Below are 26,221 nucleotides of genomic sequence, written 5' to 3' on the forward strand. Positions count from 1 at the left end.
CCTTCGTCAGGCGCGATGGCGCCGTTTCACCTTCACCTTGGGCGCCGCACGGCGTCCCGACTTCTCGGTCTTCTTGGACGCCTTGGCGCCGCGTGATTTTACGGAACCGGACGGCCGACGGCTGTAGCGCCCCTCCGAGAGGAGCTCGAACCGCAGGGCTCCGGCGACCGGGGCGGCTTCTACCAGCTTGACCTGAACCTTGTCGCCGAGACGATAGGTCTCGCCGGTGCGTTCTCCGCGAAGCGAGTGGGTCCTCTCGTCGTAGCGATAGTAATCGGCTCCGATGGTCCCGGCAGGAACGAACCCGTCCGCACCGGTCTCGTGGAGCTTGACGAACAGGCCCGCCTTCGTGACGCCGGAAATCTGCCCGTCGAATGTGGCCCCGATCCGATCTGCAAGGAAGTGTGCGATCAGGCGGTCGATTGTCTCACGCTCCGCCGCCATGGCGCGCCGCTCCGCAGCAGAGATCCGCGCGCTGACCTCGATCAGCTCCGCCCGGGTCGTGTCCACCGGCAGCCCGTCCTTGCCGAATTTGAGCGCCCGGATCAGCGCGCGATGGACGATGAGATCCGCGTAGCGGCGGATCGGCGAGGTGAAATGGGCGTAGCGACGGAGATTGAGGCCGAAATGCCCGTAATTCTCCGCAGAGTATTCGGCCTGCGATTGGGAGCGCAGCACGACCTCGTTGATGAAGAGCTGGTGCTCAGTGCCGTCGACGCCACGCAGGATCCGGTTGAACAATTCTGGACGCAGGGCTCCCTGCGAAGAGAACTTCATGCCGATGGAGGCCAGGATCTCGCTCAAGGCCCGCAGCTTCTCCAGCGACGGCTCGTCATGGACGCGGTAGATCAGGTCCGACTGCGCTTTCTCCAAGCTCTCAGCTGCTGCCACATTGGCGAGGATCATGAACTCTTCGATGAGCCGGTGAGCTTCGAGCCGCTCGGGGACGTAGACGCGGTCGACGGTGCCGTCGGGCTTGAGGACGATCTTGCGTTCCGGCAGATCGAGAAAAAGTGGCTCGCGCACATTGCGTGCCTTCTTGGCCGTCTCGTAGGCGGCCCAGAGCGGCTTCAGGATCGGATCGAGGATCGGTCCGGTGATCTCGTCGGGGCGACCATCGATGGCGGCCTGAGCCTGCTGGTAGGAGAGCTTGGCGGCCGAGCGCATCATCACCCGGTGAAAGCTGTGGCTCTTCTTGTGACCGTCGGCGCCGAGCACCATGCGCACGGCGAGAGCCGGACGGGGCTGGTGCGGACGAAGCGAGCAGAGATCGTTCGAAATCCGCTCCGGCAGCATGGGCACGACCCTATCCGGAAAATAGACGGAGTTGCCGCGCTCGAGGGCTTCGCGGTCGAGCGCGGAGCCGGGCCGCACATAGGCGGCTACGTCCGCAATCGCGACCGTCACGATGAAGCCGCCTTCGTTGTGCGGATCCTCGTCCCGAACCGCATGGACCGCATCGTCATGGTCCTTCGCATCCGGCGGATCGATGGTGACGAGGGGAACGTCGCGCCAATCCTCCCGCCCGGCCAGGGTCGCGTGCTCCGCCTTCTCGGCTTCTTCGAGAATGTTCTTCGGAAACTCGCTCGGAATGTTGTGGGCGTGAATGGCGATGAGGCTGACGGCCTTCTCGGACTTCACGGAGCCGAGGCGTTCCTTCACCTTCGCATGAGGAAGGCCGAAGCGACCGTGCTTCACCACGGAAGCGGCGACGAGATCGCCGTCCAGTGCCTCAGCCTCGTCACCGGGACGGATCAGCAATTCCTGATCGCGGGCCTTCTTGTCCACCGGAACCAGCCGTCCGCCGCCTTCGGGCAGAGCGCGGAAGATACCGAGAACCTGCGCCTGCTTCTTGGCCACGATCTTGGTGACACGCCCCGCATAACGGTGAACATCCCCTGCCTTCAGGGGATCGACACGCAGAAGGGCGCGGTCGCCGACGCCGGCCACCGGCATGCCCGGACGCGGCTTGCGCACGGGCATGATGAGGATGGTCGGGATCGGCCCGTATTCTTCCTCGTCCCATTCCGTCGGCTCGGCGATGAGTTCGCCGTCCCGGTCACGGCGCTTGATGTCGGCCAGCACGATGGGCGGAAGCTGACCGGCCTTGTGAACGGTCTTGCCGCGCCGGTCGACGATGCCCTCGATCTCCAGATCTTTCAGGAGCTGCTTGAGCCAGATCCGGTCGCCGCCCTGGACATTGAAGGCACGTGCGATCTCGCGCTTGCCGACCTTGCCCGAGGCATTGGCGATGAAGGCGACGACATCCTCGCGGGAGGGGAGCGTGGGGGAGATCGATTTGGAGCGCTTAGCCAAGGAGATAACTCATCGGGATCATAAGGGCCTTGTCGCATGCAGACAGCGCCGCGACTAGCCTGCATGCGATCCATGACGACGCGCGAAGCGGAGCTTTGGATCCTATCATGCCGTTGGGGAATAAAAAAAAGGCCCCTTGCGGGAGCCTTTGAGGGACCGGCCCGTGGGGGCAGAATGAGCCGGTGATGCCTCTCAACGTAGAGGGGACGAGGAAGGTTCCGCAAGTTTTTAAATTTTTTTCGATTCTTCCTTTGGAGGTAGTCCGGCTCCCAGGGTCACCTTTACGGCCGTGGAACGAGCCTAAGTATAAAGGGGGCAAGTCCGGCGCTGTGCGTCCGACCGGAACCGTCGTCAGGTCCTATCCGCGAAGGAGGCCTTTCATGCTCAGATACATCGCCGTTCCATTGCTTTTCTTTGTGACACCAGCCTTGGCACAGCAGGTCCCCCGGCTCGACATTCAGTCCACCTGCAAGGCGGCCGTGGCTTTGGATGCGACGGACAAGAGCCCGGAGGCCAACTGCATGAGGGATGAAACGGGCGCGCGTGATGAACTCGCCAAACAATGGTCCAGCTTTGCCGAGCCGTTGCGAAAACGCTGCATCGAGGAAACCAGCATCGGCGGCTACCCGAGCTATGTCGAGGTGCTCACCTGCGTGCAGACCGCAAGCGGCAACACCACCGCACCGGCACCGACGACGACCTATCGCCGGCCGCGCAAGTGAAAAGCCGTCAGTCGGCCGACTGCTGAGCCTTCGAATGATCAAAGGTCCGTCCCTTGCGGGGACGGACCTTTGTTTTAGTCTTTGGAATGCGCTGACGGGCGACGTTCTCAGATGTCCAGGGCCGCCTCGTCCGCGAAGGCGGCGCGTTCCTGGATGAAGGTGAAGCGCGCTTCCGGCTTGTTGCCCATCAGGCGTTCTACCGCATCGCCGGTCTCCGGGCGCGCCTCGGCCTCCACCACGACCTTCAGGAGTAGGCGCTTCCTCGGATCCATGGTGGTCTCCTTCAGCTGTGCCGGGAGCATCTCGCCGAGGCCCTTGAACCGGCCGATCTCGACCTTGCCATTGCCCTTGAACACGGTCTTCAGAAGGCGGTCCCGGTCGGCATCGTCCCGGGCATAGGCCGACTTGGTGCCCTGGGTGAGCCGGTAGAGGGGCGGCACCGCCAGATAGAGGTGTCCGCCATCGATGAGGCGTGGCATCTGCCGATAGAAGAAGGTGATCAGCAAGGACGCGATATGAGCTCCGTCCACGTCGGCATCGGTCATGATGACGACCTTCTCGTAGCGCAGATCCGCATCCTTGTAGTGCGAGCCGGTTCCGCAGCCGAGAGCCTGCACCAGATCGGAGATCTGCTGATTTTGATGCAGCTTGTCCCGTCCGGCCGAGGCGACGTTGAGGATTTTTCCGCGAAGCGGCAGTACGGCCTGGGTGGCGCGGTCTCGCGCCTGCTTGGCCGAGCCGCCGGCCGAGTCACCCTCGACGATGAACAGCTCCGAGCCCTTGGCGCCCGCGTTGGTGCAGTCGGCGAGCTTGCCGGGCAGACGCAGCTTGCGGGTCGCGGTCTTGCGGGCGACCTCCTTCTCCTGGCGCCGGCGCAGGCGCTCTTCCGCGCGGTCGATCACCCAATCGAGAAGCTTGTTGGCCTGTTGCGGCGATGCGGCGAGCCAGTGGTCGAAGGTATCGCGGATGGCGCTCTCGACGATGCGGCCCGCTTCCACGGTCGCCAGCTTGTCCTTGGTCTGGCCCTGGAATTCCGGCTCGCGGATGAAGACCGAGAGCATGGAGGCGCAGGTCGCCATCACGTCGTCGGTGGTCACCGCCGCCATGCGCTTCTGCTGCCCGACGCGTTCAGCGTGGTCGCGGAGCGCGCGCAGGAGGGCAATCCTCAGACCGTTCTCGTGCGTGCCGCCCTCCGGGGTCGGCACCGTGTTGCAGTAGGAGATCGAGAATCCATCTTCCTGAGACATCCAGGCGACCGCCCATTCGAGCGATCCATGGCTGCCGGGCTTCGTGATCTTGCCGGAGAAGAGCTGGTCGGTGACCAGCTCCTTTCCTTCGATGTCGTGAAGCAGGTAGTCCTTCAGGCCGTTCGGGAACTTGAAGGTCGCCTCGGCCGGAACGTTGTCTGCGCCTTCGAGGAGGGAGGGCGCGCATTTCCAGCGGATCTCGACACCGCCGAACAGATAGGCCTTGGAGCGCGCCATCTTGAACAGGCGCCGCGGCAGGAAGTGAGCATCCTTGCCGAAGATCTGCGCGTCAGGCTTGAAGCGTACCTTCGTGCCGCGGCGATTGAGAACGCGGCCGACGGTTTCGAGCTTGGTCTTCGGAATGCCGCGCGAAAACACCTGGCGATACAGGGTCTGCCCGCGAGCAACCTCGACCTCAAGGGTCTCGGAGAGCGCGTTTACCACCGATACGCCGACGCCGTGAAGGCCGCCCGAGGTCTCATAGACCTTCGAGTCGAATTTTCCGCCGGCGTGCAGGGTCGTCATGATGACTTCGAGGGCGGATTTCTTCGGGAACTTCGGATGCGGGTCGACCGGAATGCCGCGGCCGTTATCGGTAACGGACAGCCAGCCGCCTTCCTCCAGCTCTACCTCGATGAAGCTCGCATGGCCCGCGACCGCCTCGTCCATGGAGTTGTCGATCACCTCGGCGAAGAGGTGGTGAAGCGCCTTCTCGTCCGTACCGCCGATATACATGCCCGGACGGCGCCGGACCGGCTCCAGCCCCTCGAGCACTTCGATGGTGGAGGCATCGTAGCCGCTCTCGCCCGGCGTGCCTTGAGGAGCGCTGCGGGCGGCGCGGGCGGACGCGGCTCTGCCGGACGCGGCGGCTCGTTTCGCGGGAGCCGAACCCCCGAAGAGATCGTCGTTATCCGTCATGGGGACTTTCGTCCGTGCTGATTCGCGTTTCTTGGCATTGCTTTTCATTCTTCAATTCATAAGAGAACAAAACATAAACGTGAAGTGCGATCATGCAGCAAAAGCCACAAAATCCACCTTGGGGGAAGCCCCCCGGCGCCACACCCTCCCCGAAAGGAGATCTTTGCCCGCGAAGCGGAACGGTTTAGGTGTTATTCACGTTGGCTCGTTACGCTTAGCGGAAGCTTAACGGAGAATCACGGTGACGATGCGGACGACCCTGGGAACGGCACAACAGCTCCACCTGAGCAGGGCTGCACGGACGGCCGGGGAAGCGTTCGCTTTCGACGAGCCGGAGATCCTGGCTCAACCTTCACAAGGTCGCTGGTCGCTCGGCCTCTTTATCGTAGCGCTCGCCATCGTCGCCGTCGCTGCGATCTATGTCACGGTCCGCTGACCGGATCATCGCTGTGAGTCATTGCTCCCATCGCGCCGCATGAACATTCGGTCGAGGAGGTCTTCGACCGGTTTTCCGAAAACCAGAAGCGTGAGGGCGAAGGCGCAGCCGAGAGCCGTGATCAGCCATCCACCGAGGCCTGCAGTGACGCCCAAAGCGGCGGCGAGCCACACCGTTGCCGCGGTCGTCAGGCCCTTGATCTCCTCCTGGCGCCTGCCCCGGAGAATGACACCTCCGCCCAGGAAGCCTAGACCCGTCATGATGCCCTGAATAACCCGGCTCGTGGATGCCTGTTCGAATTGCAGCCCGCCATAGACCGAACCCGATACGATGAGCAGTGCCGAGCTGAGGGAGACAAGCCCCAGCGTTCGCATGCCGACGGGCTTGTCCTTCAGGTCCCGGTTGAACCCCACGATCATGCCCGCCAGCATTGCCACCACGAGGCGGAACACGATCTCGATGGTTCCTGGCGACAGGTGATCCATTCGGGTCCTTGTTAGGGCATCTTGGCGGCCTTCGCGGAAGCTTTGCGGGCTACCGGCTTCTTGGCAACCGCCTTCGTCGCCGTTTTCGCTGCCGTTTTCCTTGCGGCTGTCTTCTTGGCCGGCGCCTTTTTGGCGGGAGCCTTCTTGGCTGCCGACTTGGTCGCCGTCTTGCGCCCACGCGCCGATTTTTTCGAGCCGCCCATGGCACGACGTGCATTGAGCAGTCCGATGGCCTCGTCGAGCGTCACCGCCTCCGCGGCGATCGCCTTGGGCAAGGTAGCGTTCGTCTCGCCGTCGGTCACGTAGGGGCCAAAGCGACCGGCTTTCACCACGATCGGCTTGCCGGATTCTGGATCCGCGCCCAATGGCCGGCCTGGATCTGCCGCTCCGCGACGGAAGCCGCCGCCGGCGCCGCTTTCCTTGGCGATGATAAGATCGATGGCACGGTTGCCCCCGATCTCGAGAACGTCATCGTCCTTGCCGAGATTGGCGTAGGTCTTGCCGTGCTGCACGTAAGGCCCATAGCGGCCGATGCTCGCGAGGATCGGCTCACCGGTTTCCGGATGCATGGCGACCGTGCGCGGCAGCGCGAGGAGCTTCAGGGCCTTGTCGAGATCGACCAGGGCAGGGGACATCCCCTTCGGAATCGACGAGCGTTTCGGCTTTTCACCCTCGCCAAGCTGTACGAAGGGGCCGAAACGGCCGTCCCGCAGGGTCACCTGAAGGCCAGTCTCGGGATCGTCGCCCAGGACCTTCACGCCCGGGGTGCCGCCGTTCTCGGAAGAGCCTTCACCCTCGCCGTCGATGCCGGAGGCCGCGAGCTGACGAGTGTATTTGCACTCAGGATAGTTCGAGCAGCCGATGAAGGCTCCGAACTTGCCGAGCTTCAGGGAGAGCTGGCCCGTGCCGCAGGTCGGGCAGGTGCGCGGGTTCGATCCATCGCCCCGGTCCGGGAAGATGTGAGGCCCCAGCAACTCGTTGAGCGCCTCGAGCACTTCGGCCGTGCGCAGCTCCTTGGTTCCACCGATGGCGGCCGAGAAGTCGCGCCAGAAGTCGCGCAGCACCTGCTTCCAGTCGATCTCGCTGTTGGAGATCCGGTCGAGCTGCTCCTCCAGGTCCGCCGTGAAGTCGTACTCCACATAGCGGCGGAAGAAGCTTTCCAGGAACGCCGTGACGATGCGGCCCTTGTCTTCCGGGACGAGGCGCTTCTTTTCGATACGCACGTATTCGCGGTCGCGGAGGGTCTGCAGAACCGCCGCATAGGTCGAAGGACGGCCGATGCCGAGCTCCTCCATGCGCTTGACGAGGCTCGCCTCCGAATAACGCGGCGGCGGTTCGGTGAAGTGCTGAGTCGCGGCGATGCGGCGGCGCTCCAGAGAATCACCGGCCTTCATCGGGGGCAGGCGACCCTCATCCTCGTCCGGATCGTCGTCCTTGCTCTCGTTGTAGAGCGTGAGGAAGCCGTCGAACTTCACCACCTGCCCGGTGGCGCGGAGATCGAGCTTGCGCGGACCGACCTGGGCGGTGACGTCGACGGTGGTGCGCTCCAGCTCCGCCGATTCCATCTGGCTCGCGAGCGTGCGTGTCCAGATCAGGTCGTAGAGCCTGGCCTGTTCCGGCTCCAGATATTTCGCGACGTGCTTGGGCAGGCGGCTCATATCCGTCGGACGAATGGCTTCGTGCGCTTCCTGGGCGTTCTTGGCCTTCGTCGTATATTTCCGCGGCACGCCGGGAACGTAGCGTTCGCCGTATTCCTTGCCGATGACCCGGCGCGCGGCCTGAACCGCCTCCGGTGCCATGTCGACGCCGTCGGTTCGCATATAGGTGATGAGGCCTACGGTCTCGCCGCCGATATCGACGCCCTCATAAAGCCGCTGGGCGATCCGCATGGTCTGTGCTGGAGCAAGGCCCAGCTTGCGGGATGCCTCCTGCTGCAGGGTCGAGGTCGTGAACGGCGGGTAGGGATGGCGCTTGGCAGGCTTCGCCTCGATATTCGCCACCGCGAAGGTCGCGAGTTCGAGGTCGCGCTTGAAGGCCTCGGCCTGTTCGCCGCTGCCGATGTCGAGGCGCTGGATCTTCTTGCCGTCCGCGCCGACGAGACGCGCATCGAAGATGCCGCCGTCCTTCGTGGCGAGCGTGGCGACGAGCGACCAGTATTCCTGGGTCTTGAAGGTCTCGATCTCCAGCTCGCGGTCGCAGACGAGGCGAAGCGCCACCGATTGGACGCGGCCGGCCGAGCGGGCGCCCGGCAGCTTGCGCCACAGGACCGGAGAGAGAGTGAAGCCGACGAGGTAATCGAGGGCACGGCGCGCCAGGTAGGCGTCGACCAGGGCCTGATCGATCTGCCTCGGCTGACGCAAGGCCGTCTGGACCGCATCCTTCGTGATGGCATTGAAGGTAACGCGCTCGACGGGCAGATCCTTGAGCGCCCGTTTTTCGCGCAGGGCTTCTATCACGTGCCAGGAGATGGCTTCGCCCTCCCGATCCGGGTCGGTGGCGAGAATCAGCTTTTCCGCCCCCTTGATCGCCTTGGCGATCTCGGACACGCGCTTGGAGCCACGGTCCTCCAGGGTCCAGACCATGCGGAAATCGGCCTCCGGGTCGACTGAGCCGTCCTTGGCGGGCAGATCGCGGATATGCCCGAAGGAGGCCAGGACCTCGTAGTCCTTGCCGAGATATTTGTTGATCGTCTTGGCCTTGGCAGGCGACTCGACGACGAGAACTTTCATGTGCGACTTCCCAAAGTAGCCGCGAGCAAAGCGCGAAGATACATGGCGGAACCGACGGTCAGCCCTTAGACCGTCGCGGGGCGCGATAAGTGGTGGATGATTGCAAACAAGTCAAATCCGACCGTTCGCCCTTAAATGTCATATGGTGGCGAAACCTCTGTCCAGCAAGATTTTTGTGGCCGGACCCAGATCGTTCGCCCCGATCATGCGGGAGGGCTGGCGCAGCCGGGTCAGGGCATAGGCCTCCGTAACCTCGGGCGGAGCGGAGCCGGCGAGGGCGGCCGTCGCGGCGAGGGTGAAGAGGCGCTCCGCGATCAGCCGCGCTTTCGCTTCGGCTTCTGGGGAATGGAGGGCGAGCAGGATGTCCCGGGCCGCATCCTTGGCGCCCGGAAGGTCGGCAATATTTGCCATGAGGCCCTCCAGGGCGACGGTTGCGGCCTCGGGTTCCCGTGTCTCCGCCCGGAGGATGTCGAGGGCGATCACATTCCCCGAACCCTCCCAGATGGCGTTCACCGGTGCCTCCCGATAGAGGCGCGGCAGGGGGCTCTCCTCGACGTAGCCGTTGCCGCCTAAGCATTCCATCGCCTCGTAGAGCAGGCGAGGCGCCGCCTTGCAGATCCCGAACTTGGCCGCGGGAGTCACAAGCCGGGCATAACCCGCTTCGCCGTCATTCGTGACGGCGCCGTCGAAGCTCCGGGCCAGACGCAGTGCAAGCGCCGTCATCGCCTCGTTCTCCAGGGCAAGATCGGCCAGCACGGCGCGCATGGCCGGCTGGTCGATGAGCTTCTTCTGAAAAACGCTTCTGTGGCGCGCATGGTGGAGGGCAAGGGCAAGTCCCATCCGCACCAGCCCGGCCGAGGCGACCGCGCAGTCGAGCCGCGTGAGCTGGACCATGTTGATGATGGTGCGAACACCGCGACCCTCGTCGCCGACCCGCCAGGCGAAGGCCCGGTCGAACTCGACCTCCGACGATGCGTTGGAACGGTTGCCGAGCTTGTCCTTGAGGCGCTGCAGGCGCATGGCGTTGAGGGAGCCGTCCGGCCGGAAACGGGGCATCAGGAAGCAGGTGAGGCCCCCCGGCGCCTGGGCCAGGACCAGGAAGGCGTCGCACATGGGCGCTGACATGAACCACTTGTGGCCGGTCAGCTGATACTCGTCCCCGGTCTTGGGCTCGGCGCGCGTTGTGTTCGCGCGGACATCGGTCCCGCCCTGCTTCTCGGTCATGCCCATGCCGAGAGTCACCGCCGTCTTTTCCCAGAACGGGACGAACCGCGCGTCGTAGTCGCGCGAGACGATCCGCGGGAGCCATTCCTCCAGAAGCTTCGGTGCGGCCGCGAGAGCGCCGACCGAGGCGTGCGTCATGGTGATGGGGCAGACATGCCCGCTCTCGACTCCCGCCGCCGTATAGATTCGGGCAGCGCGGGCGACATGCCCCTGGCCTGTCGGATGATCCGGGTCGGCTTCATTCCAGGTCGAGGCATGAAGACCATCCTCCATGCTCGCCCGCATGAGCGCGTGATAGGCCGGGTGAAACTCGACGGCATCGAGCCGGAAGCCGCGCGGATCGAACGCTCTGAGCTTGGGCGGGTTCTCGTTGGCAAGGCGGCCGAGATCGAGCCGCTCCATCGTCCCCCAGACTTCGCCGAAAGTCTTCAAACCCTCGGCATCGATGTCGATGCCATTGGCGCGCAGGGCGCTTAACAGAACCGGATCGGACGCAATCAGATCGACGTCGCCAAAGGGAGGCGTTTGGTTGAGGGCCGTTTGGGAGTCTTGATTCATCTCAGGTTCCCGCTGACACGCACCCTAAGGATATAGGGCGAGTCCAGGGAGAATAGCGACAAGACACTGCTTGGGTTGCAGACGGTTTCAGAGATTAAAGGCCGAGGGCCTTGCGCAATTCCGGAGCGCTTCGTTCGAGTTTCATGGCGATGGCCGGGTCGCGCAGAAGCGCTTCGGCGACCAGACGGCCTGCTTTACGTCCCGCTTCCACATCCGTGGGAAAATGAAAGCCGCACACGACGCGGCTCCAGCCATAATCGAGCCCCCGTTCTTCTAGTTCAGCCTTCCTTTCCGGTGCCACATGGGCGAGCAGGGCCGCAAAAAGGGTCCCGGTGCCCGCATGGGTCGAAGGAAAGGAACTGCTCTGAGGGAGCTTGATCGGGCAGGTCTTGACCTCCGTGCTTTCCTTGAAGGGGCGCGGACGGTCGAAGCGCTCCTTCACGGTGCCGAGAGCGGTTTCCAGGGCGACTGTCGCGTCCTTGAAGAGCTGGCGCGCCTTCTTCAGGGCATGCTTGTCCACAGTGGCGTTCATGCCCTCGAGAAAACGGGTCAGGGTCTGGCGGGCATCTTTGACGGCATTGTCTTCCCGGGTCGGCGTGCGTTCATGCTGCGCCGACAGGACGGCAGCGAGGTCCTTGGATACGGCGTCCGGACCGGGAGGTGTACCGATCTGCGCCGTGTCGATCGTGACCGTAAGATGAGCTTTGTCCTTGGCGACGGCGGGAGCAGTCGGGACCAGCGGGAGCAGCAGCAAACCCGCGACGAGAAAGGCGTGACGATGCATGCCTCATTGATCGGGCGGCATGCTCAAGCTGTCAACGCTCGCCGAGCGGCAACCGTGCAGATCTGTGAAGTTCGCGGACGTAAGGTCAGACTTCGCTTGCCGCCCTCACCGACAGCGCCTATAGCCATCTTTTTAAGATGAATAATCCGCACCCCTCCGTTTTTCCCCATCGACACCTGCTCGGCATCGAGGGGCTTTCCCCGTTGGACATTCAGGCCCTTCTCGATCTCGCGGATGCGCAGGTCGAGGTGAGCCGGCAAATCGAGAAGAAGAAGTCGACCCTTCGGGGCCGGACTCAGATCAACCTCTTCTTCGAGCCGTCCACCCGCACGCAATCCTCCTTCGAGATCGCCGGAAAGCGTCTCGGCGCCGACGTGATGAACATGTCGGTGGCGTCGTCTTCCGTGAAGAAGGGCGAGACCCTGATCGACACGGCCGCGACCCTGAACGCCATGCGGCCGGACCTGATCATCGTCCGGCATCATGCGGCCGGCGCGGTGCACCTCCTGGCGCAGAAGGTCGATTGTTCCGTGGTCAATGCGGGCGACGGCGCGCATGAGCATCCGACGCAGGCACTCCTCGATGCGCTTACGATCCGCCGCAACAAGGGCCGCATCCAGGGCCTGACGGTCGCGATCTGCGGCGACATCCTGCATTCGCGCGTGGCGCGCTCGAACATGATCCTGCTCGCCGCCATGGGTGCGCGGGTGCGGCTCGTTGCGCCCTCGACCCTTCTGCCGCCGGATATCGGGCGCCTCGGCTTCGAAACCTTCACAGACATGCGGAGGGGGCTCGACGGTGCGGATATCGTCATGATGCTCCGTCTGCAGCTCGAGCGCATGAACGGCTCCTTCGTCCCCTCCGTGAAGGAATACTTCCGCTTCTACGGTCTTGATCAGGAGAAGCTCTCTTATGCCAAGCCCGACGCGCTCGTGATGCATCCAGGCCCCATGAACCGTGGCGTCGAGATTTCCTCCGAGGTTGCGGATGGCGCCCAGTCGCTGATCCGCGAACAGGTCGAGATGGGCGTCGCCGTCCGCATGGCCGTGCTCGAGGCTCTCGCGAGCCATCTGCCGAACCGATGAGACACGCCATGAACGACAAACCTACGCTCTTCACGAATGCGCGCCTGATCGATCCGGCCAGTGGGCGCGACGAGCGCGGCGCGCTGTTGGTGCGGGACGGATTGATCGCGGACATAGGTCCACAGGTCGGCGTCGTGGCCGATGCCGAGGTTATCGATTGCAAGAGCCAAGTCCTGGCACCGGGCCTCATCGACATGCGCGCCTTCATCGGCGAGCCGGGTGCTGCCCACCGGGAGACGCTGAAGAGCGCCGGCGAAGCGGCGGCGGCAGGCGGCGTCACGACCATCGTGTCGATGCCGGACACAAGTCCCGTTCTCGACGATCCCGCCATCGTCGATTTCGTGACACGTCGCGCCCGCGACACCTCCATCGTCCATATCCGCCCGGCAGCCGCGCTCACGAAGGGCCTGAAGGGGCAGGAAATGGCCGAGATCGGGCTTCTGCGCGAAGCCGGCGCCATCGCCTTCACCGATGGGTTGCGGTCCGTCACGAATGCCCAGGTGATGCGCCGGGCGCTCACCTATGCCCGCGATTTCGATGCTCTGATCGTCCACCATGTGGAGGATCCGGATCTCGTCGGCACGGGTGTCATGAACGAGGGCGAATTCGCGACGCGGCTCGGCATGCCGGGAATACCTCGCGAGGCCGAGACGGTGATGCTGGAGCGCGATATCCGTCTCGTGCGCCTCACGGGCGGGCGCTATCACGCGGCGATGATCTCCTGTGCCGATTCTGTGGATATCATCCGCGATGCGAAGGTGAGGGGCCTCCCGGTCACCTGCGGCGTCTCCATCAACAACCTTGCATTGAATGAAAACGACATCGGCGATTACCGCACCTTCCTGAAGCTCTCGCCACCGCTCCGGCACGAGGACGACCGTCAGGCGATGATCGAGGCCGTGGCCGATGGCACCATCGATGTGGTCGTCTCCGACCACAATCCACAGGATGTGGAGACGAAGCGCCTGCCCTTCGCCGAGGCGGCAAACGGGGCCGTGGGGCTCGAAACTCTACTCTCCGCCGCACTCCGTCTCGTCCAAGCCGGACAGGTCTCGCTTCCGAATCTACTCCGTTCGATGACGACGCGCCCCGCGGAAATCCTTGGTCTTCCGGGCGGACGGCTCGAACGCGGCGCCCCGGCGGACCTCATCATGTTCGACCCAGATGCGCCGTACGTCCTCGACAAGCGCGACCTGCGATCGCTGTCGAAGAACACGCCTTTCGATGAAGCCCGTCTGGAAGGACAGGTGACGGTGACGATGGTTGCAGGCAGGATCGTGTTCGACCGCCGACCGAACTGAAGAGACGCGTATGTCCGACGATATCCACCTCCTGCATCTGCTGATCGCCCTGGTCTTCGGCTATCTGCTGGGCTCGATCCCCTTCGGGGTGATCTTCACCCGCATGGCGGGCCTCGGCGATATCCGCAAAGTCGGATCCGGCAATATCGGCGCAACCAATGTCCTGCGGACCGGCCGGAAGGGCCTGGCCGCGGCAACGCTCGTCTGCGATGCCTTGAAGGGAACGGTCGCCGTCGTCGTGGCGGGGCGGTGGGGACAGGACCTCGCGACCATCGCGGCGCTGGGCGCCTTCCTCGGACACCTCTTCCCGGTCTGGCTCGGCTTCAAGGGCGGCAAGGGGGTTGCCACCTTCATCGGCGTCCTGATCGGCCTCATGCCGCTCGCCGCACTGATCTTCGCGATCATCTGGCTCAGCCTGGCTTATCTCAAACGCTATTCGTCGCTCGCGGCCCTCGTGGCGACAGCCACGACGCCGCTGGTGCTCTGGGCTCTTGGCGAGCCGAAAATGGCCGGGGTGATCCTGATTCTGGTGGTTCTGCTGTGGTGGAAACACAGTGAGAACATCAGCCGCCTCGTGGCGGGCACCGAAGGCAAGATCGGGCAGAAGGGATGAGCGGCTCCCGTCTGGCGGACGAGCAGCGGCTGGATTGGCTTCGGCTGATCCGCTCGGAGAATGTCGGGCCGCGGACGTTTCGTGCCCTGGTCAATCAGTTCGGTGGGGCTGCCGCCGCGCTGGAGGCCTTGCCGGATCTCGCCCGCCGCGGCGGACGTCTGGTCCTGAAGGTTACGACCCGGGCCGAAGCGGAGAAGGAGATGGCGGCGGCCGTCCGGCTCGGTGTCCGCTTCATCGCCATGGGCGAGCCGGACTATCCAAAGGTCCTTCAAGCGATCGATACGGCGCCGCCGCTGATCGCGGTTCGCGGCTCGAGCGAGATTTTCTCGCGGCCTGCAGTGGCCATGGTCGGCTCTCGCAATGCATCGGCGGCTGGGCTCACCTTCACGGAACGCCTGTCGCGACAGCTCGGCGATGCCGGCTACGTGGTCGTCTCCGGCCTTGCCCGCGGCATCGACACGCGTGCTCACAAGGCGGCACTCGAAACCGGCACGATTGCGGTTCTGGCCGGTGGGCAGGACAGGATCTATCCGTCCGAGAACGAGCCGCTCGTCAAAGCGATCGTGGACAATGGCGGTGCCGTAGTGTCCGAGATGCCTCTCGGCTGGGAGCCGCGCGGCCGGGACTTTCCGCGCCGGAATCGAGTCGTGTCGGGCCTCTCCTATGGCGTCGTGGTGGTTGAGGCGGCCCGCCGTTCGGGCTCCCTCATCACAGCCCGCTTCGCTCTGGAGCAAGGGCGGGAAGTCTTCGCCGTTCCAGGCTCGCCGCTTGATCCGCGCGCTGAGGGCACGAACGATCTCATCCGTGATGGAGCCAATCTCTGTGCCGAGATCGAGCATGTCACGAGCGTGCTCGAACCGCTGGTTGCGTCCGGTCCGCGCTCGGACACCGGAATCGAGGAGCCGCGACATCTTGTAGCGACGGAAGAGCTGTGGGACGAACTCGATCTGCCGGGTGTTCCGCGCGCGCCTGTCGGAGAGGTGGCGCCCGAGGCAGAGGCACTTGGCGAGCCACACAATGGACCTGCAACCGTCGGTTTGATCGACCTCCTGGGACCATCACCGATCTCCGTTGACGACCTCGTGCGCCAATCCGGACTTTCGATCCGTATCGTCCAGATGACATTGCTCGAGCTGGAGATCGCGGGAAGACTGGAGCGTCACGGTGGAAATGCGGTTTCGCTCATTGCCGGCCGTTGACGTTCAACGCTTCTTGCCCGCGCTTTGCATGCTCCGCATCGCCTCAAGGCGTGCCATGTCGAGCAGATAGGCCAGCAGATCGAGGTTCGATCGCCGGGCCAGGAATGACAGCTCCGCCGTGAATTCTGCGATGTATTGCGCTGTCTCTGCAACGGAGGCGTCGTTTTCAAGATCGACAGACGCTCCCTGACCAGCGGGAGGTTTCGGCTTGCCGGCACGGAGCGGATTCTTCGACATGGGGCGCGTTCGCTGACCTGATTGCAAGAGACGCGCTTAAATAGCAGCACAACTCGAAATATTACAAGGTCACGATTTAAATCGAAGGTTGTAGGACTTTAGAGGAAGGCAATCAAAAGGGGCATGGAGACCATGGCGAGCAGAGTTTGGAGCGTCAGAATTTCCGCCATGAGCGCAGCGTTCCCGCCCATCTGCCGCGCCAGTACGTAGGCAGCGCTCGCGGACGGCACGGACGCGGCTACGATCGTCACGACGAGATCGTTCCCGGTGACGCCGGCCGTTCGCGCCAGCGTTACGGCAATGATCGGAAGCAGCAGGAGCTTGAGAGCCGATGCCAGAAAATGCGCAGGACCGGGCTTGGCGAGCCGGCGGATGTCTAGGCCAGCGCCAACGATCAACAGTCCCGATGCAAGAGCGGCACGGCCCGTCATGTCGATGAAGGCGGAGAGGGGCTTCGGCAAAGGTGGGGCGAGAAGGTTCAAAGCCAGTCCTACGGCGCAGGACCAGATGAACGGATTGGTGACGAACGAGCGCAGAATTTCATACGGGCTCTGCCGGGGCCGGCCCGCGTAGCTAATGAACACATAGAACGCCAGGAGGTTGAGCAGGGGCACCATAGCGGCGATGGCGACGGCGATGAGCGCGACGCCGCGTTGCCCAAACAGGCTGCCGGCCACCGCGAGGCCGATGAAAGTGTTCCATCGCGTCGCGCCCTGAAAGATGGAGGTGAAGCTCGGCCCGTCGATGGCGAGGTAGCGTTCCAGAGGCGGCCGAAGCATCAGCATGGCCACTGCCATAAGAAGGATGGCACCAACGAGCGCGCCGCCGACCCCGAGCACCGGCACGGAAGCCAGATCCGCGCGGGAGAGAGTGTCGATGATCAGGGCTGGAAAGAAAATCACATAGGTGATCCGCTCCAATCCGGCCCATTGCTTCTCGTCGACGAAGTTCGTGATCCGGGCAAGCCAGCCCGTCGCGATGATGAGAAAGGTCGGAATCAAACTGGTGAAGACGGGGGACATGGCGAGGGCCGATCGGGAACGATGGACGCGAGAAGGAGAGAATGTTGCGGAACTTCGCGAGGCGCTTCGCACATCGTGCGGAAAAGTGGACCCGGTTTTCCGCACTAACGATGCGCTTTTCAAAGAGTGGAGCATCGGACCCAAAAGTGCACCCACTTTTGGGTCCGATGCTCTAGACCGGATACAGGGTCTCGACAAGCGCCGCTCCCGCTATCATTGATCGAAAGGATTACTGGTCCCTGGCCCTGCTGCGAGTTTCGAGGCGTTCAATGATCCTGGTCACCGATACCATCGCGCTCGATGAATCCGAGATCGAGGAGACATTCATCCGAGGCTCCGGGCCCGGCGGGCAGAACGTGAACAAGGTGGCGACTGCGGTGCAATTGCGCTTCGATGCACGCCGCTCCCGTTCGTTGCCCGACCCCGTCGCCATCCGATTGATGAAGATCGCCGGAAGCCGCCTGACGAACGACGGCATCATCGTCATCACGGCACAGCGCTTCCGCACCCAGGAACGCAACCGGGAGGACGCGCTTCAGCGCCTCGTCGAGATGATCCGCCAAGCGACGGAAGTGCCCAAGCCGCGCCGCAAGACGAAGCCGACCTTGGCATCGAAGCAGCGACGGCTGGAATCGAAGTCGAAGCGCTCGGACATCAAGAAAGGGCGGGGCGCGAAGCCGAGCTTCGAGTAAACCTGCCTTTACAGGTCAGGCGGATAGGCGTGCTCGATCCCCCTGAAATCCGAGACCGCATAGGAACCGCCGCCCTTTTCATGCAAGGCATTCGGCCCAATCACCGCTTTTCCGTGTCCGCCCGGAATGTCGAGGATGTAGGTCGGCTGGCATAGGCCGGAGATCCGCCCGCGCAGACCTGCGACCAGAGACTGGCCCTCGGCGATCGACAGGCGGAAATGGCTCGTCCCGGGGGCGAGATCCGGATGATGCAGGTAGTAGGGCTGGATCCGCGTCTCGACGAAGCCGCGCATGAGTTCGGCCAGAACATCCGGATCGTCGTTGATGCCGCGCAGAAGGACCGACTGGCTCAGGAGAGCGATGCCCGCATCTGCCAGGCGGGAGCACGCGGCGCGGGCCTCGCTCGTCAATTCCCGGGGATGGTTGGCATGCACGGCAAGATACGTCGTCTTGCCGCTGCCCTTGAGCGCGGCAATCAGATCGGCATCGATCCGTTCCGGCGCGACCACGGGGACGCGGGTGTGAAACCGGACGATCTTGACGTGCGCGATGGCCGCGAGCCGCTCCGTGATCTCGGCGAGGCGACGCGGCGACAGAATCAGCGGATCGCCGCCGGTGAGGATGACTTCCCAGATCTCCGAATGCTCGGCGATATAGGCAAAGGCCCTGTCCATGGCTTCGGGAGACAGGGTGCCAAGTCCCTGCGGTCCGACCATCTCGCGCCGAAAGCAGAAGCGGCAATAGACCGGACAGACATGCACGGCCTTCAGGAGCACGCGGTCGGGATAGCGATGGACGATCCCCTCGACGGGACTGTGGGCGAGGTCCCCGATGGGATCCGCTCGTTCTTCCGGTAGCGTGACGAGTTCGGCGGCGTCCGGGACGAATTGCCGGGCAATCGGGTCAGCCGGATCGTTCCTGTCGATAAGATCGGCCATCGCCGGCGTGATCGCCACGGCGTAACGTTCCGAAACCCGCTCGACATCCACCGCCCGACTTTCGGTCACGAGGCCAGCTGCGACCAGGTCGCTGGCCGTCCTTAGAGTCTCCGGCCTGCTCATGGGGCGGTCTCTGCGACAGGTGCCCAGATCACCTGATCGATTCGCGAAGCGCCGGTGGCCAGCATCACGAGGCGATCGAATCCGAGCGCGATCCCGCTTGCCGGCGGCATGGCCGCGAGGGCGGCAAGGAAGTCTTCGTCGAGCGGATAGGCCTCGCCATAGACGCGCATCTTCTCAGTCATTTCGCTCTCGAAACGCCGGCGCTGTTCCGCGGGATCGGTCAGTTCTCCGAAGGCATTGGCGAGTTCGACGCCGCAGGCAAAGAGCTCGAAGCGCTCGGCTACCCGTGGATCGTGGCTCGTCGGACGGGCAAGCGCCGCCTCGGTGACGGGATATTCGTCGAGAATGGTCGGGCGTCCCTGGCCGAGATGGGGCTCGATTTTCTCCACCAGGACCTTGCTGAAGAGATCCGACCAGGTGTCGTCGGGAGCCACGCGCAGCCCGGCGGCCTTGAGCGAAGCCGCCAGATGCTCCCGGTCCATGGCGCCGTCCCGGTCGATGGATGCCAGAAGGTTGATGCCGGCAAAGCGGTGAAAGGCTTCGGCCACGCTCAGCCGCTCCGGCTCCCGGAACGGATCGGACGTGCGACCCTGGTAGGTGAGGGTACGGGTGCGGGCCTGTTCTGCCGCCAGCCCGAGAAGCTCGGCGCAGTCATGCATCAGGCTCTCATAGGGCTCATTCGCCCGGTACCACTCCAGCATCGTGAATTCCGGATGATGGAGGCTCCCTCGTTCCCGATCGCGGTAAACATGGGCGAAGCAGGAAATCTTCGTCTCTCCGGCGGCCAGAAGCTTCTTGCAGGCGAATTCCGGGGAGGTATGGAGAAAGAGCGGTGTCCGCGCCCCGCTCATGCCGAGGGCTTCGGTGGCGAAGGCATGGAGATGGGCCTCATTCCCCGGCGAGACCTGCAGCGTAGCCGTATCGACCTCGACGAAATCGCGCTCCACGAAGAAGCCGCGAAAAGCGGCCTGGATCCGGTTCCGGGCCAAAAGAAACGGCCGCCGGTCCGCATGGACGTGAGCGGTCCACCAGGGGGACGGCGCGGGCGAGGCGTTACTTCGGATCAAGGAAATCACTCGCGGGTTGGCCTGCAGGCTGGCGAATTTCGCAAAGATAGGCTAGTTGCGGCACCGAAAAGGTTTCTGTCGCGCCCCGACCGACCGGATGGTCCGGCTTCCGGGACGCGCCTATCTGTCACAAGGAAAGCTTCCCGTGAAGGTCATCGCCTCAACGCTCCGCAAAGGCAACGTCGTCGACATCGACGGCAGGCTCTATGTGGTCCTCACTGCCCAGAACATCCACCCTGGCAAGGGCACGCCGGTCACCCAGCTCGACATGCGCCGCATCTCAGACGGCGTGAAGGTCTCGGAGCGCTACCGGACCACCGAGCAGGTCGAGCGCGCCTTCGTGGAGGACCGTGAGCACACCTTCCTCTATGAGGATGGCGAGGGCTTCCATTTCATGAACCCCGAGACCTACGACCAGCTTGCCGTTCCGCAAGATATTCTCGGCGACCAGAAGGCCTATCTCCAGGAAGGCATGGCCGTGATGCTTTCGACGCACAACGGCGTGCCGATTGCCATCGAGCTCCCCGCCCGTGTCACGCTGGAAATCGCCGAGACCGAGCCGGTGGTGAAGGGCCAGACGGCCTCGTCGTCCTACAAGCCCGCCATGCTGTCGAACGGCGTCCGCACCCTGGTGCCGCCCCACATTACGGCTGGCACCCGGGTCGTGATCATGACCGAGGACGGCTCCTACGTGGAACGCGCCAAGGACTAGCCGCCCTTCGACATAGACCCGGCATCTCGTCGGGAAACCGTCGCGAAAGGATGGGCCTTTTCGGTGAATCCACGCCGAATCGCCCATCCTTTTCTTTATCCAGGAGCTTCCATGGCGAGCCTCGCTTTCAGTCCCATCAATCCTCTCGTTGCGGATGTCGGAAGCCCGCCTATCCCTGAAGCGCAGGCCTGGACCAAGCGTTACGACGGTGCTCGCGGTCCTCTCATCAATCTGTCGCAGGCAGTGCCGGGCAATGCGCCGCATCAGGGCTTGCTCGAACGTCTCGCCGCCACGGCAGGATCGGCTGCCGGCGCACAATACGGACCCATCAACGGCGACGAGGGGCTGCGAGAGGCTTACGCGGCCGAGCTTTCACAGGTTTATGAGGGAAAGATTGCAGCGGCGGATACGGCCGTGACGGCGGGATGCAACCTGGCCTTCTTCGCCACGATGATGCTGCTTGCCCGCCATGGCGATGCAGTGCTCCTGCCGACGCCCTGGTATTTCAACCACCAGATGAGCCTCGACATGCTCGGCATCGAGCCGCGTCCGCTGCCGTGCCGGGCAGAGGCCGGGTTCGTCCCACGCGTGGAAGATGCGGAGGGCCTGATCGACGAAAAAGTGAAGGCCATCGTCCTCGTCACGCCCAACAATCCTACCGGTGCGGTCTATCCGGCGCATGTCATCGAGGCTTTCGCGAATCTATGCCGCCGTCGGGGAATTTATCTCGTTATCGACGAGACTTATCGGGATTTCCTGCCAAAAGGGGTGAATCGAGCGCACGGGCTCTTTACCGGCGAAAGCTGGCGGGAGAACGTGATCCAGCTTTATTCCTTCTCGAAATCCTACGCGATTCCCGGCCATCGGATGGGCGCCGTCGTCGCCGATGCGAAACTGATCGAACAGGTGGCCAAGATTCTGGACTGCATCCAGATCTGTGCGCCGCGCACGGCGCAGAATGCTCTGTCCTGGGCGATTGACGCCCTGCGCGACTGGCGTGAGGTCAATCGGCACGAGATCAATACCAGAGCACAGGTATTCCGCCGTGCGCTGGAGCCTTTGCCGGAATGGCGCATCGAATCGGTCGGCGCCTATTTTGCCTATCTGCGCCATCCCTTCGACGGGAAATCCGCGCAGGCCGTCGCCGAAAAATTGGCCGTCGAGCGAGGAGTCTTGTGCCTGCCGGGAAGCTATTTCGGTCCCGGCCAGGATCAGCATCTGCGCGTCGCTTTCGCCAATGTCGGCGCGGACGTGCTCGCCGGCCTGACGGACCGGTTCCGCAATCTTTCCCTCTGACACTCTCCCTCTGCGCCGCTCAAAACTTGTCCCCGACCCTTGGCAGAGGGCTGGACGGGTTGTTACTCTCCGGTCCAACAGGCATCCATCCGATGCCAGGGATAGTAGTTTGACTGTTAAGTACGATGCGATTGTCGACGCGGAGGGAGATCGGCCGACTTCGCTAGCGGAGCCCATGAGGGATTCTCCATGGCGCGCGGATCGCAATCATATGCCAGAAGGCCGTCGGAATGGACGCCGGCGCCCGTCGCGCAGCTATGCGGCGCTCGACCTCGGCACGAATAATTGCCGGCTGCTGATCGCGGAGCCTGCACATTTCGGCTTTCGAGTCGTCGATGCGTTTTCGCGAATCGTGCGCCTTGGCGAGGGTTTGGGCTTCGGCAATCATCTGAGCGCGGATGCCATCGAGCGGACCATCGATGCCCTGCGTGTCTGCCGTGACAAGATGGCGGCAAAGGATGTCTTGCGCGCCCGTCTCGTCGCAACGGAAGCCTGCCGCCTCGCATCCAATGGATCGGCCTTTATCGAACGCGTGCGGAGCGATCTCGACCTCGAACTCGAAATCGTCGATCGCAAGACGGAAGCCTATCTGGCCGTGACCGGCTGCGCGTCCCTGGCCGATCCCAAGGCACACTCGGTGATCGTGTTCGACATCGGCGGAGGCTCTACGGAGATCGCGTGGCTCGACGGAGTTGCTCCGCATATGTTCGCCGATCCCTGCAAGCGCATTCGCGCGTGGGATTCGCTCCCAGTCGGCGTCGTCACGCTGGCGGAGCGTCGTGGCGGTATCGATGTGACGCCTGAGACTTTCGAAGGCATGGTCGAGGAGGTCACGGAGCTTCTGATCGATTTTGCGCTCGTGGCGGCGGAAGCGGGGCGGGCACCGAACTTTCACCTTCTCGGCACTTCCGGCACCGTGACCACCGTCGGCGGCATTCACTTAGGCCTCGCTCGGTACGATCGCCGCCGCGTCGACGGCATGTGGATGGACAATGAGGACATCACGGCCGTGATCGAGAGGCTGCTCGCCTCGGATTTTCAGCAGCGCGCGGCAAACCCTTGCATCGGGAAGGATCGTGCCGATCTGGTGCTTGCCGGCTGCGCCATTCTGGAGGCGATCCGGCGGGCTTTTCCCTCTGATCGGTTGCGGATTGCGGATCGCGGTCTGCGCGAAGGAATTTTGATGAATATGATGCGTGAAGACAGTGTCTGGCGGGAGAATCGCCGGTGAATACTCCCAAGTCCGGATCGGGCACCCGGACCCTGAAGCAGCGGGTCAAGACAGCGAACAAGCGCTCCCTTTCCTCACAGAAATGGCTCGAACGTCAGCTCAATGATCCCTATGTGGCGAAGGCCAAGCGCGAGGGCTACCGTTCCCGCGCCGCGTTCAAGCTTCTGGAGATCGACGAGAAGTATCACATCCTCAAGCCGGGGCAGCGCGTCGTCGATCTTGGCGCCGCGCCCGGAGGTTGGGCCCAGATCGCGGCGAAGAGGGTCGGTGCCAAGGGAAAGGTCGTCGGCATCGATCTTCTGCCGATCGATCCGCTTCCCGGGGTGGAGTTCATCCAGCTCGACTTCCTCGACGATACCGCGCCTGCGAAACTGATCGACATGCTCGGCGGCCAGGCGGACATCGTGATGTCGGACATGGCGGCCAACACCACGGGCCACAAGAAGACCGATCACCTGCGCATCATGGGCCTCGCGGAGGCGGCGGTCGAATTCGCCCGCGAGATTCTTGCTCCGGACGGCGTCTTCATCGCGAAGGTGTTTCAGGGCGGGACAGAGAGCCAGCTCCTTGCGGATCTGAAACGGGATTTTGCAGTCGTGCGGCACGTAAAGCCTGCGGCAAGTCGCGCGGATTCGTCTGAGCTCTATGTGATGGCTACCGGTTTTCGCGGCACTGCGAGGTAGGCGGCGTCCACCCGACGCGACCGTTTCTCCAGTGCGAAAACGAAGGGGAAGGGCGCATGGTCTATAAGGTGGGCATCATCGGTTTCGGCAAGATCGCACAGGATCAGCACCTCCCTGCCATCCGCGCGAATCCCAATTTCGAGCTGACGGCAGTCGCGAGTCAGCGCGGCCTGAAGCCCAACGAGGCAAAGCATACTTTCACGGATTACCGCGAGATGCTTCGAGACCTTCGGGATCTCGACGCCGTCGCCATCTGCACACCGCCCCAGGTCCGACATACCATTGCCCGTGAGGCGCTGGAGGCGGGAAAGCATGTGCTGCTCGAGAAGCCGCCTGCCGCGACTTTGAGCGAACTCGAAGATCTCCGGCGCATCGGTCACGACATGCGCAAGGTGGTCTTCACGACATGGCATGCGCAATACAACAAGGGCGTCGACATCGCTCGGGACACGCTCGCCGGGCGAACCGTGAAACGCCTCGTCGTCACCTGGAAGGAGGACGTGCGCCATTGGCATCCGGGCCAGCAGTGGATCTGGCAGGCGGGCGGCTTCGGCGTCTTCGATCCCGGCATCAACGCGCTGTCGATCGTCACCAAGATCATGCCGCAACCGGTTTTCATCAAGCAATCGGATCTCCAGTTCCCGGCGAACCGGGACGCTCCCATCGCGGCGGAGCTTCAGTTCTCGACCGGCGTGGAGGGGGCCGATCTTCGGGCCGTCTTCGACTGGCGCCAGACCGGCCCTCAGACATGGGATATCGAGATCGATTGCGAAGGCGGTCCCCTGATGAAGCTGTCCCTCGGCGGCCGGCGCCTTGAGGTCGACGGGGAAATCGTTGCGGACGAGAGCGACGATGAATATCCCCAGATCTATCGCCGCTTCGAGGAGTTGTTGGCTTCAGGACAGTCGGAAGTGGACGAGGCCCCATTCCGGCTGGTGGGAGATGCCTTCATGATCGGGCGAAGAGTCCAGGTCGAGCCATTCCAGGACTAGAATCGGCCCCTGCGGAACCTATTGCGCCGTATCGGCATAGTTTACGCACTCGCCTGCCGAGGCATGGCGGGAGCGTGGCGGGTGTTCGCCGGCATCGACAGACGGCCCATCGTCCGCGGCGCTGCCCCTCTCGGTAGGGCCTGAGGAGTGCGGACTTGAAATGGGGTCGATCAATCATGAAACGGCATCTTTTCCTTTCCACCCTTCTAACCTGCGCCATCGGAGCCGTCGGGCTGTCGGCGGCGCCGGCATCTGCGCTCACCATGAAGGAATGCAGTGCCAAGTATAAGGAAGCTCAGTCCGCCGGGACTTTGGGGACCATGAAGTGGAACGACTTCCGGAAGACGCAATGCGCTGCGAACGCACCGGGAGCCGCCGCAACGACGACGAGCCCCGCCGCGCCTGCTACCACCGGAGCCGTCGCGGCTCCTCAGAAGCAGCCGAGCGCCGTAACTGCTCAGCCGGCTGCGCCGGCCATGAAAGGGAATGCGGTCTTCCCGTCCGCCGTCTCGACGAAATATTCCTCTGAATCGGCCGGAAAGGCCCGCATGCATACCTGCCTCGACCAATACAAGGCCAACCAGGCCGGTGGCGCCAACGGCAATGGCGGCCTCAAATGGATCGAGAAGGGCGGCGGCTATTACTCTCAGTGCAATGCGCATCTGAAAGGCTAGCGAGCACCGCGCTTTGAGGTCGGTCGCAGGAACAGTCGTTCGCCGCGACCGACCGGTCTGTTCATCAGACCTCGTACTTCTTCAGGAACGCGACTGTCCGGCGCCAGGCGAGATCCGCTGCTTCCTTGTCGTAGCGGGCGGTGTTGGTGTCATTGTTGAAGGCGTGGTTGGCACCCTCGTAGACATAGACCTCATAGGTCTTGCCGGCCTTCTTGAGAGCTTCCTCGTAGGCCGGAATTCCTGCGTTGATGCGGTCATCCAGACCACCGTAGTGCAAAATCAGAGCGGCCTTGATCTTCGGCACATCGTCCGCTTTCGGCTGGGCGCCATAATAGGCAGCCCCTGCCGAGAGATCCGGGTCTGCCACCGCGAGGTTGTTGACCGCGCCACCACCCCAGCAGAAGCCTACGGCGCCGACCTTTCCGTTCCCACCCGACACGTTTTTCAGGTATGCGACCGCCGCCCGGCTGGAGGCGAGGATCTCCGGCTGCTTGAGTTCCGCGATCATGTCGCGACCCTTGTCCTCATCCGCAGGCGTGCCGCCCTTCGGAGACAGGTAGTCGAGCCCCAGCGCGATGAAGCCTTCGGTCGCCAGGCGCCGTGTCACATCCTTGATGTGAGGATTGAGGCCCCTGTTCTCATGGATGACCAGGACGGTGGGGAGCTTGTCGCTGCTGCCCTTGGGGCGGACGAGATAGCCCTTCAGACCCTGTACGCCCGGAATGTCGACCATTTCCGCCGTGATGCGCGGATCGTTCTCCTGGATGGTGTCGGCCTTGGCATAATTGTTCTGAAGGACGGGCAGAATGGCGGTTGCCGCCGCGACGCTGCCCGCGAGACTGGCGAGCCGGTCGAGGAACGTGCGGCGATTCATGCCGCCATGGGTGAAGTTGTCGTAAAGGTCGATGATGCGCTGGTCCAACGGAGCCTCCCAGGT

At 63.5% G+C, this 26,221-nt stretch carries 24 protein-coding genes; 13 read left to right on the forward strand and 11 right to left on the reverse strand.

Annotation, left to right across the window (positions count from 1 at the left end; genetic code table 11):
• Positions 1-6: 6 nt before the first annotated feature.
• Entirely contained in the window at positions 7-2,316 is a 2,310-nt protein-coding gene (gene rnr / locus K9B37_RS11265) for a ribonuclease R (protein ID WP_224313176.1), read from the reverse strand.
• A 380-nt stretch (positions 2,317-2,696) separates the two neighbouring features.
• On the opposite strand from rnr, the gene K9B37_RS11270 reads away from it, so the two are divergent.
• Entirely contained in the window at positions 2,697-3,038 is a 342-nt protein-coding gene (locus K9B37_RS11270; RefSeq protein WP_224313177.1) for a hypothetical protein, read from the forward strand.
• A gap of 107 nt (positions 3,039-3,145) precedes the next feature.
• Here the strand turns inward: K9B37_RS11270 and parE are convergent, their stop codons facing one another.
• Entirely contained in the window at positions 3,146-5,203 is a 2,058-nt protein-coding gene (parE, locus tag K9B37_RS11275; protein ID WP_224313178.1) for a DNA topoisomerase IV subunit B, read from the reverse strand.
• 241 nt (positions 5,204-5,444) lie between these two features.
• On the opposite strand from parE, the gene K9B37_RS11280 reads away from it, so the two are divergent.
• Positions 5,445-5,639: a hypothetical protein gene (locus K9B37_RS11280; protein ID WP_224313179.1), complete on the forward strand. Its 195-nt coding sequence runs from the start codon at positions 5,445-5,447 to the stop codon at positions 5,637-5,639.
• A 5-nt stretch (positions 5,640-5,644) separates the two neighbouring features.
• Here the strand turns inward: K9B37_RS11280 and K9B37_RS11285 are convergent, their stop codons facing one another.
• The 4 genes from K9B37_RS11285 to K9B37_RS11300 form a co-directional block, all read right to left on the reverse strand.
• A complete protein-coding gene (locus tag K9B37_RS11285; RefSeq protein WP_224313180.1) occupies positions 5,645-6,124 on the reverse strand; it encodes an MgtC/SapB family protein in 480 nt (159 codons plus the stop codon).
• 11 nt (positions 6,125-6,135) lie between these two features.
• Positions 6,136-8,853, reverse strand: coding sequence for a type I DNA topoisomerase (gene topA / locus K9B37_RS11290; protein ID WP_224313181.1), 2,718 nt, complete (start codon positions 8,851-8,853; stop codon positions 6,136-6,138).
• A 138-nt stretch (positions 8,854-8,991) separates the two neighbouring features.
• Complete coding sequence (locus K9B37_RS11295) at positions 8,992-10,635, reverse strand: isovaleryl-CoA dehydrogenase (protein ID WP_224313182.1); 1,644 nt, start codon at positions 10,633-10,635, stop codon at positions 8,992-8,994.
• A 94-nt stretch (positions 10,636-10,729) separates the two neighbouring features.
• On the reverse strand, positions 10,730-11,419 hold the full coding sequence (locus tag K9B37_RS11300; RefSeq protein WP_224313183.1) for a phosphatase PAP2 family protein: 690 nt from the start codon (positions 11,417-11,419) through the stop codon (positions 10,730-10,732).
• 137 nt (positions 11,420-11,556) lie between these two features.
• On the opposite strand from K9B37_RS11300, the gene K9B37_RS11305 reads away from it, so the two are divergent.
• The 4 genes from K9B37_RS11305 to dprA are packed head-to-tail and all read left to right on the forward strand — an operon-like array spanning position 11,557 to position 15,617.
• A complete protein-coding gene (locus K9B37_RS11305) occupies positions 11,557-12,504 on the forward strand; it encodes an aspartate carbamoyltransferase catalytic subunit (protein WP_224313184.1) in 948 nt (315 codons plus the stop codon).
• A gap of 8 nt (positions 12,505-12,512) precedes the next feature.
• The gene (locus K9B37_RS11310; RefSeq protein ID WP_224313185.1) at positions 12,513-13,805 is read left to right on the forward strand and encodes a dihydroorotase; all 1,293 of its coding nucleotides are present in this window, start codon (positions 12,513-12,515) and stop codon (positions 13,803-13,805) included.
• A gap of 10 nt (positions 13,806-13,815) precedes the next feature.
• Positions 13,816-14,418, forward strand: a complete 603-nt coding sequence (gene plsY / locus K9B37_RS11315; RefSeq protein ID WP_224313186.1) for a glycerol-3-phosphate 1-O-acyltransferase PlsY — start codon at positions 13,816-13,818, stop codon at positions 14,416-14,418.
• A complete protein-coding gene (gene dprA / locus K9B37_RS11320) occupies positions 14,415-15,617 on the forward strand; it encodes a DNA-processing protein DprA (protein WP_224313187.1) in 1,203 nt (400 codons plus the stop codon). Before plsY ends, dprA begins: the two co-directional genes overlap by 4 nt.
• A gap of 3 nt (positions 15,618-15,620) precedes the next feature.
• Here the strand turns inward: dprA and K9B37_RS11325 are convergent, their stop codons facing one another.
• Both K9B37_RS11325 and K9B37_RS11330 read right to left on the reverse strand, forming a co-directional pair.
• Positions 15,621-15,854, reverse strand: coding sequence for a hypothetical protein (locus tag K9B37_RS11325; protein ID WP_224313188.1), 234 nt, complete (start codon positions 15,852-15,854; stop codon positions 15,621-15,623).
• A gap of 98 nt (positions 15,855-15,952) precedes the next feature.
• Entirely contained in the window at positions 15,953-16,876 is a 924-nt protein-coding gene (locus K9B37_RS11330; RefSeq protein ID WP_224313189.1) for an AEC family transporter, read from the reverse strand.
• A 269-nt stretch (positions 16,877-17,145) separates the two neighbouring features.
• Between K9B37_RS11330 and arfB the strand changes: the two genes are divergently transcribed.
• Positions 17,146-17,568, forward strand: a complete 423-nt coding sequence (gene arfB, locus K9B37_RS11335; RefSeq protein WP_224313190.1) for an alternative ribosome rescue aminoacyl-tRNA hydrolase ArfB — start codon at positions 17,146-17,148, stop codon at positions 17,566-17,568.
• An 8-nt stretch (positions 17,569-17,576) separates the two neighbouring features.
• On the opposite strand, the gene K9B37_RS11340 is transcribed toward arfB, so the two are convergent.
• The gene (locus tag K9B37_RS11340) at positions 17,577-18,629 is read right to left on the reverse strand and encodes a lysine-2,3-aminomutase-like protein (protein WP_224313191.1); all 1,053 of its coding nucleotides are present in this window, start codon (positions 18,627-18,629) and stop codon (positions 17,577-17,579) included.
• On the reverse strand, positions 18,626-19,693 hold the full coding sequence (gene epmA, locus K9B37_RS11345) for an EF-P lysine aminoacylase EpmA (protein ID WP_224313316.1): 1,068 nt from the start codon (positions 19,691-19,693) through the stop codon (positions 18,626-18,628). The genes K9B37_RS11340 and epmA overlap by 4 nt, the downstream gene beginning before the upstream one ends.
• Before the next feature lie 100 nt (positions 19,694-19,793).
• On the opposite strand from epmA, the gene efp reads away from it, so the two are divergent.
• The 6 genes from efp (at position 19,794) to K9B37_RS11375 (ending at position 25,284) form a co-directional block, all read left to right on the forward strand.
• Positions 19,794-20,408: an elongation factor P gene (efp, locus tag K9B37_RS11350; RefSeq protein WP_224313317.1), complete on the forward strand. Its 615-nt coding sequence runs from the start codon at positions 19,794-19,796 to the stop codon at positions 20,406-20,408.
• Between the two features lie 111 nt (positions 20,409-20,519).
• Positions 20,520-21,704 (forward strand): aminotransferase, encoded by a 1,185-nt coding sequence (locus K9B37_RS11355; RefSeq protein WP_224313192.1) that lies wholly within the window; start codon positions 20,520-20,522, stop codon positions 21,702-21,704.
• Positions 21,705-21,879: 175 nt separating this feature from the next.
• Entirely contained in the window at positions 21,880-22,935 is a 1,056-nt protein-coding gene (locus K9B37_RS11360; RefSeq protein WP_439651713.1) for a Ppx/GppA phosphatase family protein, read from the forward strand.
• Positions 22,932-23,618: an RlmE family RNA methyltransferase gene (locus K9B37_RS11365; protein WP_224313194.1), complete on the forward strand. Its 687-nt coding sequence runs from the start codon at positions 22,932-22,934 to the stop codon at positions 23,616-23,618. Before K9B37_RS11360 ends, K9B37_RS11365 begins: the two co-directional genes overlap by 4 nt.
• A gap of 56 nt (positions 23,619-23,674) precedes the next feature.
• Positions 23,675-24,610 carry a Gfo/Idh/MocA family protein gene (locus K9B37_RS11370; protein WP_224313195.1) on the forward strand — a complete coding sequence of 312 codons (936 nt, stop codon included), beginning with the start codon at positions 23,675-23,677 and terminating at the stop codon, positions 24,608-24,610.
• 176 nt (positions 24,611-24,786) lie between these two features.
• Positions 24,787-25,284: a hypothetical protein gene (locus K9B37_RS11375; RefSeq protein WP_224313196.1), complete on the forward strand. Its 498-nt coding sequence runs from the start codon at positions 24,787-24,789 to the stop codon at positions 25,282-25,284.
• Between the two features lie 64 nt (positions 25,285-25,348).
• Here K9B37_RS11375 and K9B37_RS11380 read toward each other — a convergent pair whose 3' ends face one another.
• Positions 25,349-26,206: a dienelactone hydrolase family protein gene (locus tag K9B37_RS11380; RefSeq protein ID WP_439651714.1), complete on the reverse strand. Its 858-nt coding sequence runs from the start codon at positions 26,204-26,206 to the stop codon at positions 25,349-25,351.
• Positions 26,207-26,221: the final 15 nt, after the last annotated feature.

Origin of the sequence: Microvirga puerhi (assembly GCF_020089865.1) — a bacterium.
Taxonomy (GTDB): domain Bacteria; phylum Pseudomonadota; class Alphaproteobacteria; order Rhizobiales; family Beijerinckiaceae; genus Microvirga; species Microvirga puerhi.